Source organism: Paenibacillus sp. GL_099_B (genome assembly GCF_057835695.1).
Window position 1 is genome coordinate 6,324,435 of record NZ_CM174430.1, and the last position, 24,475, is coordinate 6,348,909.

The window sequence follows — 24,475 nt, forward strand, 5'->3', positions numbered from 1 at the left end:
GGAAAATCCATTTCGCCCCTTTTTCGATGGTGAAGCATGGATTCATATGAATTTTATTGTAACAAATTTGTTACCTATTGAGTACCCGAAAGTTTTCCATCATTGGATCATATATATGGAAAGTGTTACGAAATGCGGAACAACAGAAGTACAAAGGAGCGTACGGATATGAAAAAAATACATTTGATGGTCATTGCACTGTTCTCCATCCTATTAATCGGTTCCGCGTCCTATGGATTGCTGAATATGTACGTGAACCAACCCGCCCTACCAGAAGGTGTACGTGTTGCGGAGTGGTCGGTTGAGGGCGTGAATCGCAAGGAAGTTCTACTGGCACTGGATGAACGATTAAAAGAAATGGAGGCCTGGCCGATCACTCTGGAGGTTGACGATTCTACAACAAAAACATTGATGTTCACCGCCGCCCAGACAGGCGCAAGCTACAGTGCTGACGACTTCCGGACAGCTGTACAGCAACTGGATGAAGGCAATCTGTGGGAGCGCGCTTATGCACGATATCATTTCATCGAGGAGTGGTCCTTGAAGCTGACCTACAGTTCAAAATCACTGAAAGAGCAGCTTACCCCTGCCTGGGAAAAGGAAACCTTCGGTACACCCGCGAACGCCGTTCGCCGCATTACCGCAAGTGACAAGGTCCAGTACATCCCAGAAAAGGGCGTCCGCCGAATCGCCTGGGATGAACTCGCGACCCTGATGCAGACTAAACTGCACCGGGATTTCGCTCCACTGGACCATGATGCGAAGCCAAACCCGCTGTTGATTCAGCTGCCGTTGTATACGTTGCAACCCGAAGTGACTCTCGATTCGCTGCGCCAAGAGGGAATTGACCGGAAGATCATTCAGTTCTCCACTGGCCTTGGAAACAGCAGCGCAGGCCGGATACATAACGTCAGCGCAGCAGCGCAAGCCGTTAACGGCATGATTTTGCCGCCAAATAGTACTTTTGATTATGAGAAGGTCATCAGGAAGGCCGAGGAAGACTATGGTTTCCGGGAAGCCCCAGTCATCGTCAATGGACAGCTGACCCCTGGCATTGGGGGCGGCATCTGCCAGGTATCGAGCACGGTCTATAACGCAGCTCTTTTGACAGGGCTGGACATTGTAGAGCGCCGCAATCACTCCCTGCCCGTCAAATATTTACCGAAGGGACTGGATGCCACGTTTGCCTCAGGTTCCATCAATTTTCGGTTCAAAAACAATACCGGCAAGTCTCTGCTCATTCATGCCAAAGTGGAAGGTGGCAGCTTAACGGTCAAATTTTTCGGCACCTTCCCGGAGAACGTCAGTTATGCACTGGAATCCCGTACAATTGAGACGCTAAGTGTTCCCGTTAAATATGTATTGAGCAATGTGCTGCCTGACGGTGCCCAGCAGGTGCTTCAGAACGGTCAACCCGGATATATTGTGGAGACGCTGCGCACCAAAAAGGTGGATGGCAAAGTCGTCGAATCCAAGACCATTACACGTGACACGTACAAAGCCCAGAATCGCCTGATTGCCCGCTCTGGTCATACTAACCTGCCTGATCCCAAGGAGCCTTCAGTCGTAGAGGATGGCATCAGCGACACGAAGCAGCCTTAATCTCATTTCCACATGCGTGCACATGGATAGGCTCAACTCAGCAAACGTAATAACAAATAGAAAAAGACACATCTCCTGTTCCCCGTACTGGGCCCCTTGAGAGATGTGTCTTTGGTTTGTTTTATAGATACATATTGTTTATTGATCAGACTGAAACCTTTTAATGTCCGCCTGTGTACTCTTTCTGCTCCTCGCCTATAACCATCTTCTCATTACCCATGAAGAAAGCAGCAATCAAAGCGAGTGCAGCCGGGATCGCAGCCCAGGCAAAGAGTTGCACGATGGATGAAGACAACGCGTGCGTAATAGTGTCCAGCACCTGAGGCGGAATTGCCTTTCTCAGCTCTGGCGACAGCAACGCATGTGGATCGCTCAGATCCACTCCCTGAGGCACGCCGCCTGCAGGAGCACCAGCACCACCCGCTTCCGCCGCTGATCCGGCGAGGGCATCATTCATTTTGCGCGTAAATACCTGGCTCTGTACAATCCCAAAGATGGTAATGCCCATCGTCATCCCAAGGGAACGCAAGAAGTTAAGTGTGGAGCTTGCGGCTCCGCGTCTTTGCGGTTCAAACGCGTTCATGGCTGCATTGCTGAGCACGGAGAATGACGCTCCGACACCGAGACCAACCATCACCATGAATATACGTATCGCCCATAGAGATGAACTTTCATCCAGCGTTGTCAGCAATCCAAGACCAACTACCAGCAAGGCCAGCGTAGGAATCATAATGTTGCGATACTTGATTTTGGTCATCAGTACCCCACCCATGGAAGCCGTCACAACGGACCCCAGCATCATGGGCAGTAGCACGAGACCTGAATTGGTCGCCTTGCCGCCGAGCACACCCTGGATAAAGATCGGAATGTACACGGATGCCGTAATAAATGCCGCACCACTGAACATGCCAATAACGTTACTGGACCAGTACACCCGGTTGCGGAACATGCCGAAGGAGATAATTGGTTCCTTGGCTCTCGTTTCTGCAAACAGGAAAAGCAGTGCTAGCACCACAAATCCGGCAAACAAACCGAGGATCTGCCACGAGCCCCATACATACGTTTTACCACCCAGTTCAAGCCCAAAGATGAGACAGACTACCGCACCAATCAGTGTGATTGCACCCAGCCAATCAATCTGTTGGGATTGATGCTGATGGGATTCCTTGTAGAAAAATGCAATAAACACAAACGCAATCAGGCCAAGTGGCAGGTTGATATAAAATACCCATTCCCATGTCGCATACTGCGTAATGTAAGCACCCAGCAGCGGACCAAATACGCTGGACAAGCCGAACACGGCTCCGAACAATCCGCCCAATTTACCCCGTGATTCTGGTGCGACCACATCAAACATGATCGTAAAGGCAATCGGCACCAGTGCACCTGCACCAATACCCTGAATAGCTCTGTACATCGTCAGCTCAACGATCGATGTTGCCGTTCCACATAATGCGGACCCGAGCATAAATACCAGTATTCCGAAAACAAAAAACTTCTTCCGTCCGTACATGTCGGATAACTTACCGAAGATTGGCATACCTGCCATCTCGGCCACCATGTAAGCGGAGGTCACCCATACGAACTTGTCGAGCCCACCCAGCTTCCCGACAATGTCGCCCATAGCTGTTGCCACGATGGTATTGTCCATCGAAGCCATCAGTATGCTCAGCAGCAGCCCTGCCAGCACCAATCCAATATTATTTTTACGTGTAGCCATTCTACTCAATCTCTCCCATTCACATCCGATTCATATGACTGAATTAGTATATCCGAAAAGTTACGGCGGATAATCAGTCCAAGGACCGATTGCTTTGCACCAAAACTTCCGATTGCGGATGAATTTGCAGAGAAGAGCGGTATTCCACTGTACCAATCCGGCAGCCTGGGCCAATTTTTATTTTATCCCCTCGTACAACCTCGGCCTCCGTGTTCTCAAGTTCAATTTCGTCGCCTTCGATTAGGCTAGCCTTGAGAATAGACTTGTTACCAGTGAATAAACCCTCCAGCAGTTTTCCCCGCGAACTCTTCACTGAAATGATGGAACCGCCCATTTCCTTGACCTCGGATGGACCCATAATTTTGAGTGTCATACTTTCGGCACTGAGCATACCCGCTATCGTAAAACGACCATTCAACTTCATATTTTCCACCTGACAATCGCCAGATACATGAAGCTCGCCTACCACTTTCATATGTTCAGCTTTTGCATACAGGTCTGAAGCATAATTGCCCTCCTGATCTTCGTCGCTGGCAGCAGCCCGGCCTTTCAGGGTAAGGGTTCCCGTAATTTTGATATCGGTTGATTCAAGAGATCCGTATATGACCGATGTGCCGGTGCATTTGAATTGATCACAGAACAGATTATCGTTAAATGAGGAATCCCCCACTACCTTGATCTTGCCGTACACACCGCCAGAAGAACTGCCGTCGCCGATGATGCTAATGTCGTGTTTTTTATCCAAAGAATTAGCAAAATGGTTATTCAAGTCGATCACATCCCTTTCTTTTCATATCAAAATTTAAATCCGTTGACTGCTGCCCACCTTGGCGTCTGGATCAACCTCTAGTTCACCCGAATATTCGACCAACCTGATGTTACAGCCACGACCGATATGAACCTTGCTGCCACGAACAATATCAGCCTCGGTATCTTCCAGCACGATTTCATCCCCCTCAATCAAGGATGTCTTGAAGGACGGGGTACCGCCCAGGCCAATACTTTTCCAAAAACCAGTCTGTTCCTTACGACGAATATCAATGCGTTCCCCACCGATCTCTTTCGCCGAAGAGGATGTATGCAGCCTGATCTCTACCGTCCCCGCATTCAGGAAGCCACTAATTTTAATATTGCCCTGTACGTTCAAAGACTCACATTGTACGTCGCCTTCAATATCGATCACGCCACCAATATCAATCCGTTCCCCATCTACCCGTCCGCGAACAGTACACTTCCCGTTGACTTCGAGCTCAGGGCTTCGGAGGTCTCCGTTAATGGTTGTCAAGCCATCCACACGAACACGAGAACTAATCAAGGGGCCGTTCAGCGTGCACATGCCGTTGATCGTTGCACTCTCTGAGCTCAAAGCTCCGTGCATCTTCAATGTTCCATTCACATTTAGGGTGGTACAGTCCAGGTTACCGTTTACCTTAGCCATGCCATCAATGGATACCCGGTGAAAATTCCCGCCTGCCGTTTGGCTCATGCCCGCTACGTTCAGATCATTGCGCAAATTACGTTCCTCCATATATGATCCTCTCCTTATCCCAATTTGAGTTTTAGCTCTTCCATGAACGTCCCCATTGGCTGCCTGAGAACGACCTTCACTCCATTGTCAAAATAAAGCTCTGTTCCTGCCGTTACCAGCAAGAATGAAGGGACACCCATCTTGCGAATAAGCACCAGTTCACTTGGTTTGCCTGTGAAACGATAATAATGCTCGGACATGACATCGATCAGCAGCGTACCCTCCTGGCGGGTAATATCTCCGCTCATTAGCAGCTTATCGAGTACAAAAAGCATCATGATCTGCTCCAAAGCATACAGTGCCTGCTCCCGACCTGCTTCTTTCAACAGCTCAATAGAAATGTTCGAAACAATGTTTCGCTCTAACAGCTGTTGATCGGACATTTCCACTTCACCCAAAGTTGGTGAAAACACATCTGCCAGTTCATCCAGCGACAAGCCGTCTTTCATATTGAGAATCTTGTCAATCCGCAGTAAAATCTGTTGTTTTGGAAAAAAAGTCTCTTGTCCCGTATAGGACGACTTCCGAATAAACCATTCCTCTGGAATGAGATTCTTCCGTTTCCAGCGGTATAACTGGCCGTAGGAGATACCCGTCAGGTCCAGCAATTCTTTTTTGGAGATCAAATCATCCGTCATATATGGTCCCCCTTTGTGTTGAAAACAGTGTAACATAACATTGTTACGCTGTAAAGAAGGTGAATAACTAGTGGTGAATTTCTTATTATTGCAATGAAAAGACTTTGCGTTTAACCTGTTTATTATAGACACTATGGAACCATTATGGATTCAGATCCCTTCCTATTGAATCGGGTCAGAACACATCGTTAATGGACTTATGAAAGGGGTTTCTCCTATACATGGCACTTATTAAATGTGACTTTTACTCTGACACGCTCGGTCTGAGCACCAGCATGCATGTCATTCTTCCACAACAGACCCACAATCAGATTGGCATGGATAACGTTTCCGGTCAGGGATTACATCCCACGCTATATCTGCTGCACGGGCTATCAGATGATGACTCCATCTGGCTGCGCCGTACATCCATCGAACGATATGTTGCGGACCTTGGTATTGCCGTTGTGATGCCTCAGGTACATCGCAGCTTCTATACCGATATGGCTGAAGGCGGACGCTACTGGACATTCATCAGTGAAGAGCTGCCTGCACTTGCGCGTTCCTTTTTCCCGTTATCACACAAACGTGAGGATAACTTTGTTGCCGGATTATCCATGGGTGGCTACGGGGCATTCAAGCTGGCACTTCACAAACCGGAGCAATACGCCGCAGCGGCAAGTTTGTCCGGAGCACTCGACATGGTAGCGCATATGGATAACCGAATCGTTAAGGCATTGAGTGATGCTGAATTCAAGCGGATTTTCGGATCAGAAATTAAAGGCTCGGAGAATGACTTGCTGCATCTGCTCGAGGAAAGCAAAGCACTTCAGGGTCCAAAACCGTTGCTCTATCAATGCTGTGGGACAGAAGATTTCCTGTATGAAGAGAATCAATCGTTCCGTCAGGCTTGTGTGCAGACCGATTTCCAACTGACGTACGAGGAAGAACCAGGTGGGCATGATTGGGGATATTGGGACGAGAAAATCCAGAATGTGCTGAAATGGTTGCCTTTGCCTAAACGCGACTAGCCGATAAATTTAAATGAAGCTACTGCATTTTACATGGATATGTACAGGAATAACTATATAAGTTCAACTAATAAATATTTACATTGGCACTCCAATGACAGGACAATCTTCGATCGCTGTTATCCAGTAAATGTTGAGTTGAACATATCTAAATCGTTGTAACACACAAGAAAAGCAGGCCGTTGAGAAGAAATTCTCGGCCTGCTTTTCCGTTGTATATCTTTATTTCATTCTAGTAACTGTGGCATTATCCTCGATTGGTGATCCATTGCTCTGTAATTTCCAGCACCTTTTCACTACGTCCAATCGCCTCAGCCACCTGGTTCGAAGCTGTTCCGCCGTATACGTTACGAGCATTTACAACCGCTTCTGGTTGCAGCACATCGTAAATACGCTCATCGAACAACGGGGAGAACTGGCGGAATTCATCGATTGTCAGATCCAGCAGATACTTGCCGTTCTGGATACAATACAATACCGTCTTACCGATAACCTCATGTGCCTGACGGAATGGCAAACCTTCGCCCACGAGGAAGTCCGCAATATCTGTAGCGTTGGAGAAATCCTGATTGACCGCTTGACGCATCCGTCCTTTGTTGACCGTCATCGTTGCGATCATCGGTGCGAACAATTGAAGCGCACCCTCCAGCGTCGCCACAGTGTCAAACATGCCTTCCTTGTCTTCCTGCATGTCCTTGTTGTAAGCAAGCGGCAGAGATTTCAGTACGGTTAGCAAACCGATCAGGTTGCCGTACACACGTCCTGTTTTACCACGAACGAGTTCAGGAACGTCCGGATTTTTCTTCTGTGGCATAATACTGCTGCCCGTGCAGAATGCGTCGTCCAGTTCAACAAAACCAAACTCCGTGCTGCTCCACAGGACCAGTTCTTCACTCAGACGGGATAAATGAGTCATGATCAGCGATGCAGCTGCCAGGAACTCCACGATAAAGTCACGGTCGCTGACCGCGTCCAGACTGTTCTCGTAGACACCGTCGAAGCCCAATTGTTCCGCCACAAAATGACGATCAATCGGGAACGTTGTGCCTGCAAGGGCACCTGCACCCAGTGGCAAAACGTTAATGCGTTTGTAGCTGTCCATAAGACGCTCTGCATCCCGTTGGAACATCGATACATACGCCATCAGGTGATGGGCGAACAGAATCGGTTGTGCACGTTGAAGATGCGTATATCCCGGTACAATCGTATCGAGATTATCTTTGGCTTGTCCGATCAGCGCTTCCTGCAACGAGTGCAGCATGCCAACAAATCCAACCACGCGCTCACGCAAGTACAAATGCATATCCGTTGCTACCTGATCATTCCGGCTGCGTCCTGTATGTAATTTGCCACCTACAGGGCCGATGGTATCGATCAGGTTTTTCTCAATGTTCATGTGGATGTCTTCATCCGATACGGAGAATTCCACTTCACCTGCACGAATTTTATGCAAAACGGTGATTAGACCTTCTTTAATCGTCTCTACATCCTCTGCTGGCAGAATACCGCATTTGCCCAGCATCGTGACATGGGCCAGACTTCCTTGAATATCTTCCTCGGCCAACGCTTTGTCAAAGTTGATTGACGCTGTATATTCCTCAACCAGGTGATTGGTTTGTTTGGTAAAACGTCCTCCCCACAGCTTGCTCACAGTGAGTACTCCCCTTTCGCTCAGGGACAAAGCCGCTCCTGCCAGATGTGCAAGAACGGCCCGCCATGTCAGTTATTATCGTGATGCTCTATATGCATGATGAAATTAGTTTTTGTTTTGTTCCACACCGGAATTTACTTTCAAACGCAATGCATTCAGGCGGATAAAGCCAGTTGCATCCCCTTGATCGTATGCTTGCGTTGGATCAGCTTCCATCGTGGCAATGTCCGGGTTGTACAGGCTGACAGGACTTTTCACACCTGCGCCGATGATGTTGCCTTTATACAATTTCACACGAACGGTACCTGTTACATTTTTCTGACTTTCGGTCACCAGCGCTTGCAGCGCCAGACGTTCCGGAGCGAACCAGAAGCCGTTGTAAACGAGTGTGCTGTAACGTGTGATCAGGCTATCACGCAGGTTCATGACTTCGCGGTCCATCGTGATGGATTCCATTTTGCGGTGAGCGGTAAACAGAATTGTTCCACCTGGTGTCTCGTATACACCACGGCTCTTCATGCCGACGAAGCGGTTCTCTACCATGTCCACACGGCCGATACCATGTTTGCCACCAAGTTCGTTCAGTTGCTCCATCACTTGCAGCGGGCTCAAGCGCTCACCATTCAGTGCAACACAGTCGCCTTGTTCGAATTCAAGTTCAACATATTCCGCTTGATCCGGCGCATCTTCAGGTGCACTGCTGAGCAGGAACATGTCTTTGTTCTCGTCCGCACTTGGATCGAACCAAGGATCTTCCAGCACGCCGCTCTCATAGCTGATATGCAGCAGGTTACGGTCTGTGGAGTACGGTTTAGCCGCCGATGCGGTTACCGGAATGCCGTGTTTTTCAGCGTAAGCGATCATCTCCGCACGTCCCGGGAACTGGTTACGGAATTCTTCCAGACGCCAAGGCGCGATGACTTGAATGTCTGGTGTCAGCGCAGCTGCGTTCAGCTCAAAACGAACCTGGTCATTCCCTTTACCCGTAGCGCCGTGAGCAATTGCTGTAGCGCCTTCTGCACGAGCGATATCCACCATACGTTTAGCAATCAGTGGACGTGCGATACTTGTGCCAAGCAGGTATTGTCCTTCATAAAGGGCGCCTGCCTGGAACATTGGATAGATGAAATCTTTGGCGAACTCGTCGCGCAGATCATCAATATACACTTTGGAAGCGCCTGTAGCGAGAGCTTTTTCCTCAAGGCCGTCCAGTTCATCCTTTTGTCCGATATCCGCCGTAAATGCAATAATCTCTGCATCATATGTTTCTTTCAACCATTTCAAAATTACAGATGTGTCCAACCCGCCGGAATAAGCGAGTACGATTTTTTCCTTAGCCATGTTCAATGGTCCTCCCCAAGTTCAGTTGCTTAATCTATCATCGCGAAATCTGTGCCTAAAATCAACCCATTCAGGCAAACAGCATCTATTCACTCATTAACGCAGCCATCAACGCTTTCTGCGCATGCAGTCGGTTCTCCGCCTGATCAAAGATCAGGGAGTTTGGCCCGTCAATAACCCCAGCACTCACTTCTTCTCCGCGGTGTGCCGGCAGGCAGTGCAGGAACATATAATCCGGCTTTGCACCTTTCATCAGTTCCTCATCCACCTGATACGCAGCAAATGCTTGTTCACGAATCTTCTGTTCCTCTTCAAAACCCATGCTCGCCCATACATCCGTATACACGATATCTGCATCTTTCACGGCTTCCTGTGCAATGTACGTTACAGTCACCTGTGAGCCGCTCTCCTGTGCAATGCTGCGCGCCTGCTCGACGACTGCGCTATCAGGCTCATAGCCTTCCGGAGTCGCTACTGCAACATGCATCCCCATCTTCGCTGCACCAAGCATAAGGGAATGAGCCATGTTATTGCCGTCTCCGACATAAGCCATTTTCAGACCTTCTAGCTTGCCTTTGTGCTCCAATACGGTTTGGAAGTCCGCGAGTACCTGGCATGGATGTGCTGCATCGCTCAGGCCGTTAATAACCGGAACATCCGCATGATGTGCCAGTTCAGTCACATTATGGTGTCCAAAGGTACGAATCATGATGCCGTCCAGGTAACGTGACAGGACTTTGGCTGTATCATGTGTCGTTTCCCCGCGACCGAGTTGGATATCGTTTTTGCTCAAGAAGAGCGCGTGACCGCCCAATTGGAACATGCCGACTTCAAAGGATACACGGGTACGTGTAGATGATTTTTCAAAAATGAGTCCGATCGTTTTGCCTTGGAGTGGCTGATATGGCACACCGTTTTTCTGTTTACCTTTAATCTCAATCGCAAGGTCCAGCAGATAGCGGATTTCCTCCGCTGTATAATCTGTAAATTCAATAAAATCACGGCCTCTAAGATCGACCTTCTGTACCTTCTCCGTCTGTTGTGCTTGTGTCATGTTCGTATTGTCCTCCTTATTTCCGGTTCCCTGCACCCGCATGGGCAGAAGAGTGTAGAAGGTTGAGATTTTGCCTTCAGGCTGCTCACTTTCATCTTCCGCTAGTTTACCGCGCGGCTACAGGGATTCATGATTCATCATTTTTGTTCCGCTTCGAGGCCCGCGAAGGCCCCGAGTCAGAAAGGTTCCTGCATTTTGCAGGGGGAAAACCGATTATATTCAGATGGGAGAACGTAACATTAACTTGTTGACCTCATCCTAAAAGTATTGCTTGTATAAAGCCTTATTAGGCGTTCTTTGCAACCACATGCTCTTCAATCAACGTAGCAACCAAGGATACCGCCTCATCGATCTCTTCCTTGCTCACATACAAGTTTGGAAGTAGACGAATGACATTCGGTCCTGCGGAAACAAAGAGAATGCCTTTCTTCTGACCAGCAAGCACGATATCACCTACCGCTTCAGCACATTCGATTCCAACAAGCAGCCCCATACCCCGAACTTCTTTTACAAACGAATTACCAGCCAAACGCTCCCGCAGAGAGTTCATCAGGTATTCGCCCATTTCAGCTGCACGCTCTGGCAGGTGGTCTTCGAGCATGGTTTCAATCGTTGCAATGACAACAGAGGAAGCAAGTGGTGTACCCCCAAACGTCGTCGCATGGCTGCCCGCAGTAAACGCATCCTTCAAATAACCTTTACCCAGCATCGCACCTACAGGGAATCCACTACCAATACCTTTGGCTACCGTGAAAATGTCCGGCTCAATACCATAATGCTCATGCGCGAACAGTTTGCCTGTACGTCCCATTCCCGTCTGTACTTCGTCTACAATCAACAGCAGTCCGTGCTCTTCACACAGTTTCCGAACGTGGTGAACAAAATCTGGTTTGACCGGATGCACGCCACCCTCGGCTTGCACCATCTCCAGCATTATTGCTGCTGTATTGGGTCCGATCGCAGCATCGAGAGCCGCTGTGTCATGCAATGGTACGTTTACGAATCCGGCTGGCAATGGCAAAAATCCTTCTTTCACCTTATCCTGTCCAGTTGCTGTCAAAGTTGCGAGTGTCCGTCCGTGGAAGGATTGGGCAAATGTAATGACTTCGTACCGACCTGTGCCTTTTACCTTCTGGTGATAGCGACGAGCCAGTTTGATTGCCGCTTCATTCGCTTCTGCACCACTGTTACAAAAGAATACAGCATCTGCGCACGTATTTGCTGTCAACAAAGCCGCTGCTTTTTCCTGACCGGGAATCTGGAACAGGTTGGATACATGCCACAGCTCATCAATCTGAGCTTTCAGCTTGGCTCCGACTTTCTCCGGTGCATGGCCCAGACTCGTTACAGCCAACCCGCACATGAAATCAAGATAACGATTGCCCTGATCATCCCATAGCCAGCTGCCTTTTCCTTTGACCAAACTGATTGGATAACGGGCATACGTTTGGAAAAGAGAGCTTTCCGTTTGGGCCACTACACCCGCTACTGCTGTGCCAGAACCTGGCTGTTCATTGCCTTTTGCCATCACCTATCACTCCTTCGTTTTTGTGAGTACAGTGGCAGTTATATAAGCCAACCCTCCTTTACACTAAGCCACTCCGATTGCAGTACCATCTTCCGCTCGCTGTTATCCCCGGATTTCTATGGTTAATTTTCTAAAGGTGAAAATCCGGGGATAAAGGCGAACACTTCGTTTCTTCAGATTGGTTCTGCACTCTACGTTTTCGTGTAATGTTCAGATTACTCATATAAAAAGCCATGTACTACATATTACTCCTATTATTATTACACCCTACTGCATACGGATAATTCGGGTTCCGATCGTTTCTCCGCCGAGCACACGGCTCAGGATCTGTGGTTCGCTGCCATCTACGATGATGACCTCACGCACTTTGCCGTGAATACAAGCGATGGCTGCACGCACCTTTGGAATCATGCCGCCATAGATTTCTCCGGTTTGGATCATATCCTCAATCTCCTGTACAGAGACGGATGGCAGTACTTTTTTCTCGCCACCTACATTCTTCATAATGCCAGGGACATCAGTCACTACGATCATCCGACTCACTCCGAGATGGGAAGCTACCGCACCTGCGGCTGTATCCGCATTGATGTTATAACGCTGACCGGATGCATCCACACCAACTGGCGCGATAACTGGCATATAGCCCATTTCCACAATGCCTTGAATAATCTCCGCATTAACGCCAGTTACGTCGCCTACCCAACCAATCTCTGCATGGTTGCTAACTGGTTTCGCCTGGATCAAACCACCGTCCACACCCGACAAGCCCAGCGCACGTCCACCAACACGTTGGATCAGGCGTACGATCTGTTTGTTAATACTCCCCGCTAGAACCATCTCCACGACATCCAACACGGGTTCCGTTGTCTTACGCAATCCGTTCACAAACTCAGTCTCAATACCCAGCTTCGCCAAATTATCCGAGATCGCTGGGCCGCCGCCATGTACGATAACAGGCTGAGTTCCCCGGGACTGCAAGTCACGCAGATCTGCAAAAAAGGATTCAGGCAACGCCGCCAGCGTGCTGCCTCCGCATTTCATTACAAACGTCTGCTTCTCGGCACCTGCCTCAGTTCCGGCACTCTCATTTTGCAATGTTGAATTCATGAGGGCACTCCTTTCGTATTTCGTATAATGAACTATGAATCGTTACACTCGACCACTTCGACTGCAGTACCATCTTTCGATCGCTCTTATCCCCAGATTTTATTGATCCCTTTTTCAAAAGGGTAAAATCCGGGGATAAAGGCGCACGCTACGCTTCTTCAGATTGGTTCTGCATTCTCCGTTAACGTGTAAATATAAATAGTTGCTTATTACGTGCGGTATGCCGCGTTAATTCGTACATAGTCGTACGTCAGGTCACAGCCCCAAGCGATGGCTGTTCCTTCGCCGTGGTGCAGATCGACTACAATACGTACGGTATCGGTCTGCAAGTAGGCCAGCGCCGCTTCTTCGTCAAATGCGACTGGACGGGATTGTGCAAGTACAGGGATTTCTCCCAGACGGATATCAACCGTCTCCGGGTTCACCGGCTGTCCTGCTCGCCCTACGGCTGCAATAATCCGTCCCCAGTTGGCATCAGCGCCAAACATGGCGGATTTCACCAGGCTGGACCCAATGACAGTCTTTGCAATAGCTTGCGCGGATTCATCACTTACTGCACCCGTTACCTGTACTTCTACCAACTTGGTTGCTCCTTCGCCATCGCGCGCAATGGCTTTGGCAAGCACCTCACATACATAAGTAAATCCGGCAGCAAAAGCTTCCCAATCCTGATGTTCCACGGTCAGTTCTTCATTACCTGCCAGACCACTGGACATTGCTACAAGCATGTCGTTCGTGCTCGTATCTCCATCCACTGTAATCATGTTAAATGTATGATTGGTCGCCTGACGCAGCAGGCGCTGCAACGCTTCCGCACCAATGACCGCATCAGAAGTCATAAAGGCCAGCATGGTCGCCATATTCGGATGAATCATCCCCGATCCCTTGGCAGCACCTGCAATCGTAATCGTTTTGCCGTTCACCTCAACGGAGACGCAGGCTTCCTTTTTCACCAAATCGGTTGTCAGAATAGCTTGGGAAAAATGCTCCGCTTCTTCTGCTTCCTTGCCCAAACGTGCCGGAAGTCCGCTAATTCCCGAGTGTACAGCGTCCATCTTCAGCAATTCACCAATGACGCCTGTAGAAGCGACAGCAACATCCTCTTCTGCTACCCCCAATTCACGTGCAGCCGCCGTACGCATGGCGTAGGCATCCTCTTCACCTTGTTGTCCAGTACACGCATTGGCATTCCCGCTGTTCACGATGACTGCCTGAAGGCGTCCATTGCTCAAGCTCTCACGTGTGACTTTCAGAGGTGCGGCCTGGAACACGTTTGTTGTATACACCGCAGCTGCAGTTGCCGGCACGTCACAGCGGATTGCTCCGATGTCATTGCGAGAAGTTTTTTTCAATCCGCAGTGCAGTCCACCAGCAGTGAACCCGCGCGGGGTTACAATCGTTCCGTTCTCAACTATAGTAAAAGCCTTTTGCTCCACATTCGTTCCCATATGTTATCCCCCGTTATGCGTTCGGCTGCATGCCGATTGTCCGCTTGCTTTGCCTGATCCGTCTTCCCCACATGGTTTCGAGATTGCGTCTAGACGCTCTCCCAATGATTCAAACCTTATGGATATACCGGCGTCATGTTCAGCCCGAGGTTCTCCTCCCATCCCATCATCAGGTTCATATTTTGAATGGCTTGCCCGGATGCACCTTTTACCAGGTTGTCGATGACCGAAATAATCGTCAAACGACCTGTACGAGGGTCAGCTGCAAATCCGATATCACAATAGTTCGATCCGTATACTTCCTTCGTTGAAGGCCAGATCCCCGGCTCACGTACACGCACGAACGGCCGATTCTCATAATATTTGCGGTACAGATCAACGATTTCACGGTCACTGTGTTCACCAGTTAGATTGGCATACATCGTACTCATGATTCCACGCGTCATCGGTACCAGTTGAGTTGTGAATGTTACAGTGACTGGAGTTCCAGTGATATTCCCTAGCACTTGCTCAATTTCAGGAATATGCTGATGTTTGTTCAGTTTATATGCTTTGAAATTCTCATTCATTTCTGCATAATGATTCGTCAGACTTGTTCCTCGTCCCGCACCCGATACGCCAGATTTGGCATCGATAATGATACTGGAAGGATCAATCCATCCTGCCTCAACAGCTGGAATCAATCCAAGTAACGTAGCCGTTGGGTAACAGCCTGGATTGGAAATAAAGTTCTTGCCCTTCACTTCGTCTCCATACACCTCTGCCATACCGTAAACCGCCTGTTCCAGCAATGAAGCAGATGGTGCCGGATGTTTATACCACTCTTCATACACCGTTCCATCCTTGAGTCTGAAATCTCCAGACAGATCAATGACCTTTAGACCTGCTTCAAGCAGGCTCGGAACGAGCTTTGCGCTTACACCAGACGGGGTCGCTGTGAACACCAGATCTGCACGACTTGCGATCTCAGCCGGGTCTACACCATCAAGCGGCCTCTGAATCACGTCCGTCAAATGCGGGAATCCATCTGCGATGGACTCACCACTGCTGGATGAAGAGATTACCGAAGTAATTTCAACCTGCGGATGGTTCTGGAAAAAACGAATCAGTTCCACCCCGCCGTAGCCGGTGGAACCGACGATTGCCACTTTTAATTTGTTATTCACTCTCGCTCCCCCAATCTTGTCGTATGCGCTACTTATACTGTTCTCCTGCTCCCAATGAGCTTTCATACAGCAATTCCGTCGCTTCTATGCATATTTGTGTATTATTATACGACTCTAGTTATATAAATACAACACTCTATCATCAATTTTACATGGATTCTCATCGCTTCCGAACATATCTTTCCAACATCTGCGGACGAACCCGTATACTTCTGCTAAAATACGTATTATAGGAAACATTACAACCAGGGTCTAATTCATAATCAATCTACACGATGAAGGGTTTATGAATGGATTCATGATGGTCATTATGAGACATGGGGGACTACAGTGCATATCGAATCCATTTTACTTGTTGTACTCCTGGGCCTGAATATTATTTTCGCTGCAGCAGTCGTTTTCTTCGAACGAAAGGATGCCAGTGCATCCTGGGCTTGGCTGCTCGTCTTGAACTTTATTCCGGTGTTCGGGTTTGTACTCTACTTATTAACAGGGCAAAACCTGACGCGCTACCGACTTTTCCAGTGGAAAGAGCGCAAGAAGCTTGGGCTTGAAGAACGTATTGCTTCCCAGCTTGCACAGCTGCAAGACAACAGAACACCTTTCCGTAATCAAGCGACAGAGAGTAGTCAGGACATGATTTATATGAACCTGAAGCAGAACGATGCTCTATTGACCGAAGACAACGCTGTAGAGATTATTACCGACGGAACAGACAAATTTCAGCGTTTGCTCGATGATATCGAGGCAGCAAAAGATCATGTTCATGTGCAATACTACATTTATAGAGGTGACCGACTCGGCAAAAGAATCCGGGATGCACTTATTCGTAAAGCGCGCGAAGGTGTCAAAGTTCGTCTTCTGTATGACGCGCTGGGATCACGGCGGGTATCCAAACGCTTTTTCAAAGAATTGCGCGAAGCAGGCGGTTTGGTTGAGGTCTTTTTCCCATCCAAATTCAGTCTGATTAACCTGCGTATGAACTACCGAAATCACCGCAAAATCGTCATCATTGACGGCAACCTTGGATATACAGGCGGGTTTAATGTAGGGGATGAATATCTCGGCTTGAATTCCAAGTTCGGTTACTGGCGCGATACTCATTTACGTATTCAGGGTAATGCTGTTCATGCTCTTCAGACCCGTTTTCTTCTGGATTGGAATGAAGCGTCCAAACAGCACGATACACCATATGTTCCGGCGCATTTCCCTCATATTGAGGGCACAGGAACAACTGCCATGCAGATTGTATCCAGCGGACCGGATGCAGAGACAGAGCATATCAAGAACAGTTATTTGAAAATGATTAATGGAGCCAAACATTCCATTCTGATTCAGACGCCTTATTTTATTCCAGATGCCAGTGTATTCGAAGCCATTCGTTTGGCGTGCCTGTCAGGAATTGATGTTCGCATTATGATTCCAAATAAACCGGATCACGCCTTCGTATATTGGGCTACGCTATCTTATATCGGTGAGTTGTTAAAAGTGGGGGCAACCGTATTTATCTACGATAATGGCTTTATTCATGCCAAAACACTCATTATCGACAGTATGATCGCATCTGTGGGAACCGCAAATATTGATTACCGCAGCTTCCGATTAAACTTTGAGGTAAATGCTTTTATGTATGATGAGGCGATTGCGACTACTCTTGTGCAGACGTTTGAGCATGATCTTCTTGTATCCCGTGAGATGACGCTTGATGAATACAATAAACGCAGTGTGAAGATCAAATTTAAAGAAGCGATCTCTCGTCTGCTATCTCCGATTCTATAGATACTGTAATACAGTAATTTCCGTTCAAAAGACAAAACAAAAAGCAGGTGCTTCCTTTCCAGTCATGTCTGGTGGAGGAGTACCTGCTTTTTTTGATCATATCTTTACTTTCTTAAAGTTAAACGAATGACCTCTACACTGATCTCCGTTATCAAGTGAATGTTAAGTTCAATTATAGAGTGCCCTACTCGCTGTACCTTACAATTCCCCACGCTTAAAGCCTTCACCCAGTACTTCATGCGCATTGCTAATAATGACAAAAGCCCCAGGGTCCACTGACCGAATTAAAGCTTTTAGTCTCGGCACCTCATTCTGTCCAACGACCACCATTAGTACGGTTCGCTGATCGTCGGTGTAGCCACCTTTTGCCTCCAGCTTCGTCAGTCCGCGATCCAGATCATCCAAAATCACCTTCGTAATCGGTTCGGTCTGGTTGGAAATAATGTAAGCTACCTTCGAGTAACCAAGCCCCATCTCGACAGCATCAATTACTTTTCCGGTAACGTATAACCCAATCAAAGCAAAGAGGGACTGTTCCAAGGACAGTACAAAGGCAGCCATAATAATGACCGTAGCATCCATCATCACGACGCAAAGAGAGTAACTCAGCCCACTGTACTTTTGCACGATTCTGGCGAGGATACTCATACCTCCTGTTGAACCTCTCCCCCGATAGACGATTCCAATTCCGAGACCAACCCCAATTCCTCCATAGAGTGAACCGAGCAGAGGATTGGCCGTTGGAATGGCCCAGTCTTTCGTGAGATATACAAACAGTGGCAGTACAATGCTGCCAAGTACAGAACGTATTCCATACTGCTTGCCAATCAGGAGAAAACCCGCGATCAGAAGCGGAATATTAATAGCCCATTGGGTGTATGCCGGTTCAAGCCCCAGCCAATGTTTGCCCAATATCGATAGCCCAGACACCCCGCCTGAAGCAATCTGGTTCGGTAGTAAAAATAAATTAAAGGCCAAGGCAATCAAAAACGAACCTAATATGATGGATACGGTATCCATCACGTTTCTCCAGGGGCCGTTCAAGGGAATGAGAGTGGTTAACCTCTTCTTGCGGTTATTGTGTAACTGCTGTTGCTCTTGCATGTCATCGTGCTCTCCTTTTTTTGTATATATGCTCAAAAAAAAGCCCCTGTATACACCAGCATACGTCTACACGTATCGGGTCTATACAGGAACTTTTGGTTAATCGGTATCTACTTTAATCTGGCTGCGCAAATAACCATCGATGAATCCATCGAGGTCGCCATCCATTACTGCTCCTGTGTTTCCAGTTTCCACGCTCGTACGGTGATCCTTTACCATACTATAGGGATGGAACACATAGGACCGAATCTGGCTACCCCACGCAATTTCCGACTGTTCTCCTCGGATTTCGTCCAGATGTTGTTTTTGTTCTTCAATTTTACGCTCATATAATTTGGAACGAAGCATCGTCATCGCCCGCTCACGGTTCTTGATCTGTGACCGTTCATTCTGGCACGTTACCACCACACCTGTTGGAAGGTGAGTAATCCGTACGGCTGAGTCGGTGGTATTGATATGCTGTCCACCCGCGCCACTCGCGCGGTACGTATCGATCTTGAGGTCTTCAGTCCGAATGTCCAATTCAATGGTGTCATCAATCTCAGGAACTACATCACAGGATACGAAGGAAGTATGCCGGCGTCCTGAGGAGTCAAAAGGTGAGATCCGCACCAATCGGTGGACACCCTTTTCGGCTTTCAGATACCCATAAGCATTATGCCCCTTGATGGATAGTGTGACACTCTTGATTCCTGCTTCATCTCCTGCCAGATAATCCAGCACCTCAACCTTGAAGCCATGCTTCTCGGCCCAGCGTGTGTACATCCGCATCAGCATCTGTCCCCAGTCTTGTGACTCGGTACCACCAGCACCCGGGTGAAGCTCGAGAATGGCATTCATCTTGTCATACGGCTGATTCAGGAGAAGCTGTAGCTCGAACTCTTCTACCTTTCTCACGATGGCTGTCACGCTGTTGCCGATCTCCACAGCCAGATCATCGTCGCCTTCTTCGTCAGCCAGTTCTGCCATCATGACCGCATCGTCATAATCTTGCTGCAGCTTGGTGTACTGGTCCACAGACCCCTTCACCGCGTTCAACTCGGCGATTAAGGATTGTGCCTTATCATTATCATCCCAGAAATCCGGGGCGGACATCTTCACTTCGAAGTTCTCAATCATCTCTTGCTTAAGATCTAAGTCAAAGAGACCCCCTAAGATTTGTTAGTTTCTTGCCTATTTCACGCAGGTCCTGCTTCACGCTTGGATCGATCATGTGCAATTCCTCTTTTCATTAAGATAAGCTCCCCGCATCCAGGGCATTCCTCCAGATCAAGTATCCAATGTTTCACCTTGGAGTCTCGGTTACCTTTATATCGGCAATCCTCTTCTCCATGATCATGGTCACATAGTTATAACTATGCACCAATTACAGGTTATGCATCCTACACTTGATCATTTAGAATACCCGGCTGCAAGGAGCCGTTCATGTCATTCTATTTAAGTTGATCCAGCATTCGTTACACCTTACCACTCCAATTGCAGTAGCATCTTCCGATCGCTCTTATCCCCAGATTTTCTCGATTCCCTCTCACAAGGGAAAAATCCGGTGATAAAGGCGAACGCGTAGCTTCTCCAGATTGCTTCCGCACTCTCCGTTATGGTGTAAAAAATTCAGATCCAACTTATACACAGGGTAATATAAGAGAGTCTACTCTTGACCGTGGCAATGTTTGAACTTTTTGCCGCTGCCACATGGACAAGCATCGTTACGTCCGATCTGGTCAGACACTTTTACCGGACGTTTCTCAGTAGGTTCGCCGCTTGTCGAGATCTGACTTTCGTCAACAACCGCCTGACGCTCCTGATTGCTCTCGATTTGTGCTCTCATCACATAGGTTGCCACTTCTTCCTGAATCGAAGCAATCATCTGATGGAACATTTCGAAGCCTTCGAACTGGTACTCACGCAGCGGATCTGTACCGCCGTAGGCACGAAGGTGGATACCTTGACGCAATTGATCCATCGCATCAATATGATCCATCCATTTGCTGTCTACTGCACGGAGCACAACCACTTTCTCGAACTCACGAACCATCTCTTCACCGATTCGCTCTTCACGTGCATTGTACTTGTTCTGAACTTTCTCAAACAGGTAGTCGATAATCTCTTCTGCTTCCTTGCCCCACAGGTCATCCTTCGTTACTGAGCCGTCATCCAGCAATTTGCTGTTCATGTAGTCGGCAACTTCCTGTAGTTCCCAGTTTTCCGGAATATCGTCACTGCAATGAGCTTCCACAATGCGTTCAATTGAAGGCTTGATCATATCCATAACGATCTGTTTGATATTTTCAGACTCGAGCACCTCACGGCGCTGTTTATATATAATTTCACGTTGTTGGTTCATAACATCATCATATTGAAGAACGACTTTACGTACGTCAAAGTTATTACCTTCAACCCGTTTTTGTGCCGACTCTACCGCACGGGTAATCATCCGGCTCTCAATCGGTTGGTCTTCTTCAAAGCCAAGACGTTCCATCATGTTCAGTACATTGTCTGCACCGAAACGTCTCATCAGCTCATCACCCAGTGAAAGGTAGAACTGTGTAGAACCCGGGTCACCCTGACGTCCTGCGCGTCCACGCAGCTGGTTATCAATACGGCGAGATTCGTGACGCTCTGTACCGATGATATGAAGGCCGCCCACTTCAGCTACACCTTCGCCCAGGATAATATCCGTACCCCGTCCTGCCATGTTGGTTGCAATCGTTACTGCACCGGCTTGTCCAGCTCCTGTGATGATCTCCGCTTCTTCAGCGTGATATTTGGCGTTCAATACCTGGTGACGTACACCACGGCGTTTCAGCATATCGGAAATACGCTCGGAGTTTTCGATGGAGACCGTACCAACCAGAACCGGTTGGTTCTTGCTGTGACGTGCCACGATTTCTTCCACAACCGCGTTGAACTTGCCATCGATGCTCTTGTACACCACGTCAGCCATATCATCGCGTTTGTTTGGACGGTTGGTTGGAATCTGCAATACTTCGAGACCGTAGATTTTTTTGAACTCTTCTTCCTCGGTCTTCGCTGTACCCGTCATTCCCGCGAGCTTGCGGTACATCCGGAAATAGTTCTGGAATGTAATCGTAGCAAGAGTCATGCTCTCGTTCTGTACTTCAATGCCTTCTTTGGCTTCGATCGCTTGGTGCAATCCATCGCTATAACGACGTCCTGCCATCAGACGGCCTGTGAACTCATCGACGATCAGTACTTCTTCATCACTCACCACATAGTCAACGTCACGACGCATGATTACGTTGGCTTTCAATCCCTGTACGATGTGATGGTTGAGCGTAACATTGGCATGATCATACAAGTTTTCGATACCAAATGCTTTCTCCGCCTTCGCCACACCAGCTTCAGTCAAAGCTACGGATTTCACCTTGATGTCTACCGTAAAGTCTTCTTCTGGAACCAGACGTTTCACGAAACGGTCAGCTGAATAATACATATCTGTCGATTTCTGAGCTTGTCCGGAAATGATCAGAGGTGTACGTGCCTCATCGACCAGAATGGAGTCCACTTCATCAATGATACAGAAGAACAATGGACGTTGAACCATCTGCTCTTTGTACAACACCATGTTGTCACGCAGATAGTCAAAGCCAAATTCGTTATTGGTTCCGTACGTAATATCACATGCATAAGCATGTTGTTTCAAAGCATGGTCCATACCGCTCAGGTTAACCCCTACCGTCATGCCCATGAATTCATAAATTTGTCCCATTTCCTGGCTATCCCGTTGAGCCAAATAATCATTGACTGTTACCACGTGTACACCTTTGGACGTCAATGCATTCAGGTATACCGGGAGTGTTCCTACCAGTGTCTTACCTTCACCCGTCTTCATCTCTGAAATCCGGCCTTCATGCAGGGCAATGCCTCCGAGCATCTGTACGTCATAGTGACGTTTGCCCAGTACACGGCGAGATGCCTCACGTACGGTTGCAAATGCTTCAGGAAGAAGTTCATCTGTTGTTTCTCCCTTTTCAATGCGGGCACGGAATTCATCCGTTTTGGATTTCAGTTGTTCATCAGACAGAGCCTGAAATTGTGGTTCCAGTTTATTGATCACATCGACTGTCTTCATCAGACGTTTAACATCACGTTCGTTCATGTCGCCGAAGATCTTTTTGACAAGTCCTAGCATGGTATACCCCTTTCGTGCAAAACAGAATAGACCCCCTGCTGCCGCCGCGCGACACCATCGGATGGATATGTATCCACTTGCCCGGGGGTGACAAACGATATAAAAAATAATATAGATGAATCAACTCCAGGCTTGCCAAGGTTCCCTCATGAAGCTGATTCGGTATTCATCCGGATCCGGTTATTAGAAATAAGCCGAATACCGAGCCTTATGAATCATGTTCATGGTGCTGTGCCTGTCATTGATTATGATTAGCGATCATTCGTTGACAATTCCTCATCAGGACAATGATTCTCTTGCATAAATTGTAACAGTTTGTAAGGGTCGCCGCAACACGCCACGGCACACTTCTTTGAACTTCTGAAGCCTCTCAGATGGAGTTTAAGTGCAAAAAATCATAGTCGTTAGCGGAAGCCCTGGATTCTATCGTTTCATTTTCCAGTTAGATAAGGCATGTTCACGAATTTTGGTGGTAAATTTGGATGAAAATCTCAATATAGAGAAAAAGAATACATCTTTAACGATTTCTCCGCAAGCAATGAAAATTTTGCATTCAATTTGCACGGATTTGTCTCATTCCTACTATCTATTAGACGCAGTAGCATGGGAAATAGTTTCACAATCTTGCTTCAGCGACTTTTTTCCAGCGCCAGTACGCACAAAAGAGCCCCATCCCATAAAGGATGGAGGCTCTTGTTAGTTTAATCCAATACAGGAATCAAAAGTACCCCTGTATTCATTCGTTATCATTAAGGAATCATTTTCGGTTGAATACGTTGGTTTAACCTTGTTCAATCAAACCGTATTTACCATCGTTCCGTTTGTACACAACGCTGACTTCTTCGTTCTCAATGTTGGAGAATACGAAGAAATTGTGGCCGACCATGTTCATTTGGAGGATAGCCTCTTCCACGTCCATGGGTTTCAACATAAACCGTTTCGTCCGCACCACTTCCAGGTCATCATCTTCGGTCTCCGCATCCAGTTCAGCGGTAGCCACTGTACCTGTCGGATCTTCGACGAAGAGCGTTTTCAGGCTGCCTTCCTGGCGGAACTTACGGTTAATTTTCGTTTTGTGTTTACGGATCTGACGTTCCAGCTTGTCCACCACGGAGTCAATGGATGCGTACATATCGTCACTCTCATCCTCGGCGCGGAGCACAATGCCTTTCAAAGGGATCGTCACCTCTACTGTATGCAAGCCTCTCGTCGTGCTCAGGGTAACAGCACCGTCAGAGTTAAGGGGTGCATCGAAATACTTCTCGAGTCTACTCAACTTTTTGTCGACATAATCCTTCAAAGCATCGGTAACCTCGATTTGTTGACCTCGAATACTTAAATTCATAGGGCACTCCTCCTTTTCCTTTGCCACTTCATTATAACACGAATGTAAGCGCCATGTAAAAACTCCCGGTGACTGAATAATGACATCTGTTCAAGCCACATCAGCCAACATAGGCTTACCGCCATATTTCGCGATATTTCACCATTTTGAGGCATAATCGTTAATTAACATGGACTGTCTTATTAGGCGCTTGATGATGTAATTAACCGTTTCCGAGCTCCTTCAATCTATTATGTAAAATGAATACATTCTATGTCTTGAATCTACCAAATCCATACCAATATTATGCTTAACTGATCCG

18 protein-coding genes are annotated in these 24,475 nt (G+C 47.8%); 3 read left to right on the forward strand and 15 right to left on the reverse strand.

Annotated features, from left to right (window positions below):
• Positions 1 to 168 precede the first annotated feature (168 nt).
• Entirely contained in the window at positions 169 to 1,602 is a 1,434-nt protein-coding gene (locus tag AC3ITG_RS28800) for a VanW family protein (protein WP_489252033.1), read from the forward strand.
• A 160-nt stretch (positions 1,603 to 1,762) separates the two neighbouring features.
• Here the strand turns inward: AC3ITG_RS28800 and AC3ITG_RS28805 are convergent, their stop codons facing one another.
• The 4 genes from AC3ITG_RS28805 to AC3ITG_RS28820 form a co-directional block, all read right to left on the reverse strand.
• Positions 1,763 to 3,322 carry an MDR family MFS transporter gene (locus AC3ITG_RS28805; protein WP_489252034.1) on the reverse strand — a complete coding sequence of 520 codons (1,560 nt, stop codon included), beginning with the start codon at positions 3,320 to 3,322 and terminating at the stop codon, positions 1,763 to 1,765.
• 73 nt (positions 3,323 to 3,395) lie between these two features.
• Positions 3,396 to 4,091 carry a hypothetical protein gene (locus tag AC3ITG_RS28810; protein WP_413374375.1) on the reverse strand — a complete coding sequence of 232 codons (696 nt, stop codon included), beginning with the start codon at positions 4,089 to 4,091 and terminating at the stop codon, positions 3,396 to 3,398.
• A 33-nt stretch (positions 4,092 to 4,124) separates the two neighbouring features.
• Positions 4,125 to 4,850, reverse strand: a complete 726-nt coding sequence (locus tag AC3ITG_RS28815; RefSeq protein WP_413374374.1) for a polymer-forming cytoskeletal protein — start codon at positions 4,848 to 4,850, stop codon at positions 4,125 to 4,127.
• Between the two features lie 14 nt (positions 4,851 to 4,864).
• Complete coding sequence (locus AC3ITG_RS28820) at positions 4,865 to 5,488, reverse strand: YhbD family protein (RefSeq protein WP_489252035.1); 624 nt, start codon at positions 5,486 to 5,488, stop codon at positions 4,865 to 4,867.
• 221 nt (positions 5,489 to 5,709) lie between these two features.
• Between AC3ITG_RS28820 and AC3ITG_RS28825 the strand changes: the two genes are divergently transcribed.
• Positions 5,710 to 6,498 (forward strand): alpha/beta hydrolase, encoded by a 789-nt coding sequence (locus AC3ITG_RS28825; RefSeq protein WP_489252036.1) that lies wholly within the window; start codon positions 5,710 to 5,712, stop codon positions 6,496 to 6,498.
• Positions 6,499 to 6,745: 247 nt separating this feature from the next.
• On the opposite strand, the gene argH is transcribed toward AC3ITG_RS28825, so the two are convergent.
• The 7 genes from argH to argC all read right to left on the reverse strand — a co-directional run bounded on the left by argH (position 6,746) and on the right by argC (position 15,793).
• Positions 6,746 to 8,149 carry an argininosuccinate lyase gene (gene argH, locus AC3ITG_RS28830; protein WP_053779582.1) on the reverse strand — a complete coding sequence of 468 codons (1,404 nt, stop codon included), beginning with the start codon at positions 8,147 to 8,149 and terminating at the stop codon, positions 6,746 to 6,748.
• Between the two features lie 105 nt (positions 8,150 to 8,254).
• Positions 8,255 to 9,490: an argininosuccinate synthase gene (locus AC3ITG_RS28835; RefSeq protein ID WP_063567516.1), complete on the reverse strand. Its 1,236-nt coding sequence runs from the start codon at positions 9,488 to 9,490 to the stop codon at positions 8,255 to 8,257.
• Positions 9,491 to 9,575: 85 nt separating this feature from the next.
• Entirely contained in the window at positions 9,576 to 10,544 is a 969-nt protein-coding gene (argF, locus tag AC3ITG_RS28840) for an ornithine carbamoyltransferase (protein ID WP_489252037.1), read from the reverse strand.
• A 286-nt stretch (positions 10,545 to 10,830) separates the two neighbouring features.
• Complete coding sequence (gene argD / locus AC3ITG_RS28845) at positions 10,831 to 12,072, reverse strand: acetylornithine transaminase (RefSeq protein ID WP_489252038.1); 1,242 nt, start codon at positions 12,070 to 12,072, stop codon at positions 10,831 to 10,833.
• Between the two features lie 267 nt (positions 12,073 to 12,339).
• The gene (argB, locus tag AC3ITG_RS28850; protein ID WP_489252039.1) at positions 12,340 to 13,179 is read right to left on the reverse strand and encodes an acetylglutamate kinase; all 840 of its coding nucleotides are present in this window, start codon (positions 13,177 to 13,179) and stop codon (positions 12,340 to 12,342) included.
• A 209-nt stretch (positions 13,180 to 13,388) separates the two neighbouring features.
• Complete coding sequence (gene argJ, locus AC3ITG_RS28855) at positions 13,389 to 14,627, reverse strand: bifunctional glutamate N-acetyltransferase/amino-acid acetyltransferase ArgJ (RefSeq protein WP_489252040.1); 1,239 nt, start codon at positions 14,625 to 14,627, stop codon at positions 13,389 to 13,391.
• 116 nt (positions 14,628 to 14,743) lie between these two features.
• Positions 14,744 to 15,793 carry an N-acetyl-gamma-glutamyl-phosphate reductase gene (gene argC / locus AC3ITG_RS28860; RefSeq protein ID WP_072733584.1) on the reverse strand — a complete coding sequence of 350 codons (1,050 nt, stop codon included), beginning with the start codon at positions 15,791 to 15,793 and terminating at the stop codon, positions 14,744 to 14,746.
• Between the two features lie 330 nt (positions 15,794 to 16,123).
• On the opposite strand from argC, the gene cls reads away from it, so the two are divergent.
• Positions 16,124 to 17,572 (forward strand): cardiolipin synthase, encoded by a 1,449-nt coding sequence (gene cls / locus AC3ITG_RS28865; protein WP_489252041.1) that lies wholly within the window; start codon positions 16,124 to 16,126, stop codon positions 17,570 to 17,572.
• Positions 17,573 to 17,770: 198 nt separating this feature from the next.
• Here the strand turns inward: cls and AC3ITG_RS28870 are convergent, their stop codons facing one another.
• The 4 genes from AC3ITG_RS28870 to hpf form a co-directional block, all read right to left on the reverse strand.
• Positions 17,771 to 18,676 (reverse strand): YitT family protein, encoded by a 906-nt coding sequence (locus AC3ITG_RS28870; protein WP_489252042.1) that lies wholly within the window; start codon positions 18,674 to 18,676, stop codon positions 17,771 to 17,773.
• Between the two features lie 99 nt (positions 18,677 to 18,775).
• A protein-coding gene (prfB, locus tag AC3ITG_RS28875; RefSeq protein ID WP_449009095.1) for a peptide chain release factor 2 occupies positions 18,776 to 19,889 on the reverse strand; the annotation gives its coding sequence in 2 pieces (ribosomal slippage) (positions 18,776 to 19,816 and positions 19,818 to 19,889; 1,113 coding nt in all).
• A 435-nt stretch (positions 19,890 to 20,324) separates the two neighbouring features.
• On the reverse strand, positions 20,325 to 22,829 hold the full coding sequence (gene secA / locus AC3ITG_RS28880; protein WP_489252043.1) for a preprotein translocase subunit SecA: 2,505 nt from the start codon (positions 22,827 to 22,829) through the stop codon (positions 20,325 to 20,327).
• Between the two features lie 781 nt (positions 22,830 to 23,610).
• Positions 23,611 to 24,174 (reverse strand): ribosome hibernation-promoting factor, HPF/YfiA family, encoded by a 564-nt coding sequence (gene hpf / locus AC3ITG_RS28885; protein ID WP_053779540.1) that lies wholly within the window; start codon positions 24,172 to 24,174, stop codon positions 23,611 to 23,613.
• Positions 24,175 to 24,475 lie beyond the last annotated feature (301 nt).